This is a genomic window from Streptomyces sudanensis (genome assembly GCF_023614315.1).
GTDB classification, from domain to species: domain Bacteria; phylum Actinomycetota; class Actinomycetes; order Streptomycetales; family Streptomycetaceae; genus Streptomyces; species Streptomyces sudanensis.
Genome location: NZ_CP095474.1, coordinates 1,002,612 through 1,008,702, shown reverse-complemented (window position 1 = coordinate 1,008,702; position 6,091 = coordinate 1,002,612). Strand labels below are relative to the sequence as shown.

Sequence of the window (6,091 nt, the reverse complement as noted above, 5' to 3'; positions counted from 1 at the left end):
CCGCCCGNCNGCCGCGGCCGCCCCGAACTGCCGTNGNGGAGGGGCCGCCCCCGATCGGGCCGGCCCNTCCACACGCTCCACCCCGGCACCCCCGACCTCGCGTCCTTCCCGCGCGCCGAATGGCTCAAGGCGGCCCGCCGCGCCCTGACGGACGCCCCGCACGAGGCGTTCGGCTACACCGACCCCCGCGGCCGCCCCGAACTGCGCGCCGCCCTCGCCGAGTACCTGGCCCGCTCGCGCGGCGTGCACGCCGACCCCGAGCGGATCGTCGTCTGCTCCGGCTTCGCCCAGGGGCTCCTGCTGCTCGCCGCCGTCCTGCGGGCCCGCCGCGTCCGGGACGTCGCGGTGGAGTCGTACGGCCTCGACGCGCACTGGGACGCCCTCACCGCCGCCGGGCTGCGCACCCCGGCGCTGCCGCTCGACGAGCACGGCACCCGCACCGAGGCCCTGACCGGGGGCGGACCGCCCCGGCCCGGCGCCGTGCTGATCACGCCCGCCCACCAGTTCCCGCTCGGCGGCGCCCTCGTCCCCGGCCGGCGGGCCGCGCTCGTCGACTGGGCGCGGGCCACCGGGGGGCTGGTGCTGGAGGACGACTACGACGGCGAGTTCCGCTACGACCGCCAGCCCGTCGGCGCCCTGCAGGGCCTCGACCCGGAGCGGGTCGTCTACCTGGGCACCGTCAGCAAGTCCCTCGCCCCCGGACTGCGCCTCGGCTGGATGGTGCCGCCCCGGCACCTGGTCGAGGAGGTGCTGGCGGCCAAGGGCGACGTCGAGTGGGCCTCCAGCGCCCTCGACCAGCTCACCCTGGCCGAGTTCATCGCCTCCGGCGCGTACGACCGGCACGTGCGCGGCATGCGGCTGCGGTACCGGCGCCGCCGCGACCAGCTCGTGGCGGCCCTCGCCGAGCGGGCGCCCGGCATCCGCGTCACCGGCATCGCCGCCGGCCTGCACGCCGTCCTGGAACTGCCGCCCGGCAGCGAACGGGCCGTCCTGCGGGCCGCCGCCCTCCAGGGGCTCGCCCTGCAGGGCCTGGACGCCTTCCGCCACCCGGACGCCCCGCCCGGCCGGGACGCCCTCGTCGTCGGGTACGCCACCCCCACCGACAGCGCCTGGCCGGGCGCCCTCGACGCCCTGTGCCGGGTCCTGCCGTAGCGTGGGCCCGACGGGCCGCCCGGGCGGCGCCTCCCGGCCCGCACGGTGCCTCCCGGGCCGCGGCGCACGGCGCCCGCGTGGTGCCTCCCGGCCCGCACGGNGCCTCCCGGGCCGCGGCGCACGGCGCCCGCCCGGCCCGCGCGGCGNCNCCCGGTNCGCANCCGNTCCNGCCCCCGGGCGGGCCCGCCCGGGGGCCGGACGGTTGTCCACAGGCCGTGCCGGGTCGCCCGCCGAACCTGAGAGAATGGGCCCATGGCCTCTGCTGACCCTCGCGTGCTCTCCGGAATCCAGCCCACCGCGGGCTCCTTCCACCTCGGCAACTACCTCGGCGCGGTCCGCCAGTGGGTCGCGCTCCAGGAGTCCCACGACGCCTTCTACATGGTCGTCGACCTGCACGCGATCACCGTCCCGCAGGACCCGGCCGAGCTCCGCGCCAACACCCGCCTGGCCGCCGCCCAGCTCCTCGCCGCGGGCCTCGACCCGGAGCGCTGCACCCTCTTCGTCCAGAGCCACGTCCCCGAGCACGCGCAGCTCGCCTGGGTCATGAACTGCCTCACCGGCTTCGGCGAGGCGTCCCGGATGACGCAGTTCAAGGACAAAGCCGCCCGGCAGGGCGCCGACCGCGCCACGGTCGGCCTGTTCACGTACCCGATCCTCCAGGTCGCGGACATCCTCCTCTACCAGGCCGACCAGGTCCCCGTCGGCGAGGACCAGCGCCAGCACATCGAGCTGACCCGCGACCTCGCGGAGCGGTTCAACGCCCGCTTCGGCGACACGTTCACCCTCCCCTCGCCGTACATCCTCAAGGAGACGGCGAAGATCTACGACCTCCAGGACCCGGCGGCGAAGATGTCGAAGTCGGCGTCGACCCCCAAGGGGCTGATCAACCTCCTGGACGACCCGAAGGCGACCGCGAAGAAGGTCAGGAGCGCCGTCACCGACACGGACACGGTGATCCGCTTCGACCCGGAGGGCAAGCCCGGCGTCAGCAACCTCCTCACGATCATGTCGACGCTCACCGGCAGGTCCGTCGACGAACTGGTCGAGGGGTACGCGGGCAAGATGTACGGCGCCCTGAAGACGGACCTCGCGGAGGTCGTCGTGGACTTCGTCACGCCCTTCCGGACCCGGACGCAGGAATACCTGGACGACTCGGAGACGCTGGACTCGATCCTGGCCAAGGGCGCCGAGAAGGCCCGCGCCGTCGCCGCGGAGACCCTCGCCCAGACCTACGAGAAGGTGGGCTTCCTGCCCGCCAAGCACTGAGACGGACGGATCTGGCCACAGGACCGGCCGAAGCGCCACACTGGCGACCGGCCCGCGGACGCCCCGGCGCACCCGCACGGACACGACCGAAGGATGAGGAGGACGACGTGGGGACCGTAACGCTCGGCGTTTCGCTCGCGGTCCCGGAGCCCTACGGCAGCCTGCTCCAGGAGCGGCGCGTGGGCTTCGGCGACACCGCCGCCCACGGCATCCCCACGCACGTCACGCTCCTCCCGCCCACGGAGGTGGACGCCGGGCTGCTGCCGGGGATCCGGTCCCACCTGGCCTCGGTCGCCAGGGCCGGGCGCCCCTTCCCGATGCGGCTGAGCGGCACCGGCACGTTCCGGCCGCTCTCCCCGGTCGTCTACGTGCGGGTCGTGGAGGGCGGCGAGGCGTGCGCCCGGCTCCAGCAGCGCATCCGCGACGCGTCGGGACCGCTGGAGCGCGAGCTGCGGTTCCCGTACCACCCGCACGTCACGATCGCGCACGGCATCCCCGACGAGGCGATGGACCGGGCCTTCGCGGAGCTCGCCGACTTCGAGGCGGCGTGGACGGCGCGCTCCTTCGCCCTGTACGAGCAGGGCACCGACGCGGTGTGGCGCAAGCTGCACACGTACGACTTCGGCGGCGGCGGCCCCGTGAGGACGGTGCCCGCGCAGGGCTCACCGGTCGGCGAGCCGGCCGCCACCCCCCGGGGCGGCTGACCCCGGTCGGCCGGCGGGCGGCGGCAGGCCGCGGCCCCCGGGGCGGTACGCGGGCCGTCCGGTGGTAGGCGTACGGCCATGGACTGGCTGACCAAGCTCCCCGTCATCGGCCCCTGGGCCGCCCGCCTCCTGCGCACCCACGCCTGGCGCGCCTACGAGACGCTGGAGCGCGCCCACTGGACGCGGCTCGCCGCCGCGATCACGTTCATCAGCTTCCTGTCCCTCTTCCCGCTGATCACCCTGGGCGCGGCCATCGGCGCCGCCCTCCTGGGCGACGGGCGGCTGCACCTCGCCCAGGAGAAGATCGCCGAGCAGCTGCCGGGCATCTCCGACCGGCTCGACCTGGGCTCCCTCGTCGACAACGCCGGCACGGTCGGCCTCGTCGCCGGCGGCGTGCTGCTGTTCACGGGGATCGGCTGGGTCGGCTCCCTGCGCGACTGCCTGCGCGCCGTGTGGGCCCTCGACGACACCGACGACGGCAACGTGATCGTCCGCAAGGGCAAGGACGGGCTGCTCCTGCTGGGCCTGGGCGGCACGGCGCTCGTCTCGCTCGCCGCGTCCACGCTGGGCGCCACCGCCGTCGGCCGGGCCGCCGAGCGGCTGGGCGTCCCCGAGGGCGGGGCCGGCGGCGTCCTGCTCCAGACGGCCGCGTTCGCCGTCGCGGTCCTCGCCGACTTCCTGCTCCTGCTGTACCTGCTGACGCTGCTGCCGGGCGTGGAACCGCCGCGCCACGACCTGGTCCGCGCCGCCCTCATCGGCGCGGTCGGCTTCGAACTGCTGAAGATGCTCCTGGGCGGCTACCTCGCGGGCGTGGCCGCGAAGTCGACGTACGGGGCCTTCGGCGTGCCCGTCGCCCTGCTGCTGTGGATCAGCCTCACCGCCCGGCTGCTGCTGTTCTGCGCGGCCTGGTCCGCCACGGGCGACCGCCGGGGGGCGGCTACCGCTCCCTCTTCGCCGGCCACCGCCGATTGATCAGGAACGCCGAGGCCGCCACCGTCGACAGCACCCCGCCCGCGACGGCGAGGGCGACCCCGGCCCCGCCCGGCCCGGCCGCCGATCCGGCGACGGCGGCCTCGGCCGCCTCCCCGGCGACCCGGGGCGGGACCCCGCCGGGGCGGTCCGGGGAGGCGCTGGGGGCGGTACCGGTCCTCGCGGACCTCGGCGGCACCAGCTCGCCGACCGGCCGTACCTTCCCCGCCGCCGCGAACCCCCAGTCGAGGAGCCGCGCGGCCTCCTTGTAGACGGCGTGGGGCTCCTTCGACGAGGGGTTCATCACGGTCACCAGCAGCACCCGGCCGTTGCGTTCGGCGACCCCGGTGAAGGTCGACCCGGCCTGGGTGGTCGTCCCGTTCTTCACGCCCGCGATGCCCTTGTAGGGCGTGACGCCGCCGGCTCCGGTCAGCAGCCGGTTGGTGTTCTGGATCTCGAACGTCCCGCGCTTCGCGCCGGGCTTCTGCTCGCCGGGGAACTTCGCCCGCACGGTCGAGCAGTACTCGCGGAAGTCCTTGTTCTGCATGCCGCTGCGGGCTATCAGCGTCAGGTCGTACGCCGAGGACACCTGCCTCGCGGCGTCGTACCCGTCCGGGGAGACCACCTCGGTGTCGAGGGCCTGCAGCTCGTCGGCGCGCGCGTTCATCTCGCGCACCGTCTTGGCTATGCCCCCGTTCATCTCCGCCAGCGCGTGGACGGCGTCGTTGCCGGAGCTGAGGAACACCCCGAGCCACAGGTCGTGGACGCTGTAGGTGTTCTCCTCCTTGAGGCCCACCACGCTGGACCCGGCGCCGAGCCGCGACAGCTCCGCCGTCTTGACGAGGTGCGTCCGCGTCCTGGGGAACTTCGGCAGCAGCGTGTCCGCGAACAGCATCTTCAGCGTGGACGCGGGGGCGAGGCGCCAGTGCGCGTTGTGCGCCGCGAGCACCGCGCCGCTCTCCGCGTCCGCCACGATCCACGACCGGCCGCTCAGCTCCTTGGGCAGGACCGGCGCGCCGCCCGCGAGGTCCACCTGCGTGCCCGGCCGGCCGAGCCGGGCGCCGCCGACGGTCGACATGCGCTCGGGGGGTCTCACCTGCGGCGACGGCTGCGGGGACGGCGCGGCGAGCGCGGGGCCCGCGGCGGCGAGGGGGAGCAGCACGGCGGTGGCCACGGCGACGGCGGCCTTCTTGAGAGCATGCACGTCCGAGAAAGTACCGCCACCCGGCGTCCCCGCCCACACCGGTGCACCGGATACTGGCCCCATGAGACTCAGCCGTTCCGCTTCATGGTTCCTGCTCGCGTTCGGGATCTGGAGCTGGTTCATCTGGATCACTTTCGTCAAGAACCTCTGGAACGATGCGAGCGGCCTCGCCTTCGACGACGCGGGTGACCCCACCGGGTACTTCTGGGTTCATCTTCTGCTCGCCGTCACGTCCTTTCTCCTGGGGACGGCCATTGGCGTGATGGGGTTGCGCGGAGTGCGGGCCCTGCGACGCGGACGCGACGAGAAGTAGGAGCCCCCGGTGATCGTGCTGGTCCTCTTCCTGATGCTGGCCCTGCTGGTGCCGGCGCACTGGTACGTGTGGCGCCGCCTGGTCCGCGACGTCACCCGCCCCGGCGGCGCGGCGCGCCGCGCGGGGACGGTGGCGGCGTTCGTCCTGCCGCTGACGGCGGTCGCCGCGCTGACGGCGGGACGCGCGGGGCTTCCGTTCCCGGTGCAGCAGGCCCTGGCGTGGCCGGGCTTCCTGTGGCTGGCGCTGCTCCTGTACCTGGTGCTGTCGCTCCTGGTCACCGAGGCGGTGCGCCCCTTCCTCCTCCGCCGGCCGCGCGGCCGCCGCGAGGACCGTGGCGCCGCGACCGCCGCCCCTTCCGCCGGGAGGGCCGGTGGCACAGGCGCCGCCCCCTCCGCCGGGGAGCCCGCCCGGGACGCGGGCGCGGGTACGGGCACGGCGGGTACGGGCGCGACGGGCGGGTCCNCGGGCGCGACGGGCGGCGGG

General features: G+C 75.3%; 6 protein-coding genes and 1 pseudogene. 6 read left to right on the top strand and 1 reads right to left on the bottom strand.

Features of this window, described 5'->3' with window-relative positions; translation table 11 throughout:
* Window positions 1–67: 67 nt before the first annotated feature.
* From MW084_RS04500 to MW084_RS04485, 4 genes are all read left to right on the top strand, one after another.
* Window positions 68–1,152, top strand: a 1,085-nt coding sequence (locus MW084_RS04500; protein WP_275563481.1) for an aminotransferase-like domain-containing protein, incomplete at its 5' end; no start/stop codon positions are given.
* Window positions 1,153–1,404: 252 nt separating this feature from the next.
* On the top strand, window positions 1,405–2,418 hold the full coding sequence (gene trpS, locus MW084_RS04495; RefSeq protein ID WP_010468438.1) for a tryptophan--tRNA ligase: 1,014 nt from the start codon (window positions 1,405–1,407) through the stop codon (window positions 2,416–2,418).
* A gap of 107 nt (window positions 2,419–2,525) precedes the next feature.
* Window positions 2,526–3,122 carry a 2'-5' RNA ligase family protein gene (locus MW084_RS04490; RefSeq protein WP_010468436.1) on the top strand — a complete coding sequence of 199 codons (597 nt, stop codon included), beginning with the start codon at window positions 2,526–2,528 and terminating at the stop codon, window positions 3,120–3,122.
* A 78-nt stretch (window positions 3,123–3,200) separates the two neighbouring features.
* Entirely contained in the window at window positions 3,201–4,094 is an 894-nt protein-coding gene (locus MW084_RS04485; protein WP_010468433.1) for a YihY/virulence factor BrkB family protein, read from the top strand.
* On the opposite strand, the gene MW084_RS04480 is transcribed toward MW084_RS04485, so the two are convergent.
* Window positions 4,060–5,295 carry a D-alanyl-D-alanine carboxypeptidase family protein gene (locus tag MW084_RS04480; RefSeq protein WP_029553276.1) on the bottom strand — a complete coding sequence of 412 codons (1,236 nt, stop codon included), beginning with the start codon at window positions 5,293–5,295 and terminating at the stop codon, window positions 4,060–4,062. The genes MW084_RS04485 and MW084_RS04480 overlap by 35 nt on opposite strands.
* 61 nt (window positions 5,296–5,356) lie before the next feature.
* On the opposite strand from MW084_RS04480, the gene MW084_RS04475 reads away from it, so the two are divergent.
* Together MW084_RS04475 and MW084_RS04470 are read left to right on the top strand one after the other, a co-directional pair.
* Window positions 5,357–5,608, top strand: coding sequence for an SCO4848 family membrane protein (locus MW084_RS04475; RefSeq protein WP_010468429.1), 252 nt, complete (start codon window positions 5,357–5,359; stop codon window positions 5,606–5,608).
* A 33-nt stretch (window positions 5,609–5,641) separates the two neighbouring features.
* Window positions 5,642–6,070 (top strand): annotated as a pseudogene (locus MW084_RS04470) (metallophosphoesterase); the annotation flags it as partial.
* Between the last annotated feature and the right edge of the window lie 21 nt (window positions 6,071–6,091).

Coding starts and splice junctions, on each gene's coding strand:
- trpS (WP_010468438.1), top strand. CDS start 1,405: ATGGCCTCTGCTGACCCTCGCGTGCTCTCCGGAATCCAGCCCACCGCG.
- MW084_RS04485 (WP_010468433.1), top strand. CDS start 3,201: ATGGACTGGCTGACCAAGCTCCCCGTCATCGGCCCCTGGGCCGCCCGC.
- MW084_RS04475 (WP_010468429.1), top strand. CDS start 5,357: ATGAGACTCAGCCGTTCCGCTTCATGGTTCCTGCTCGCGTTCGGGATC.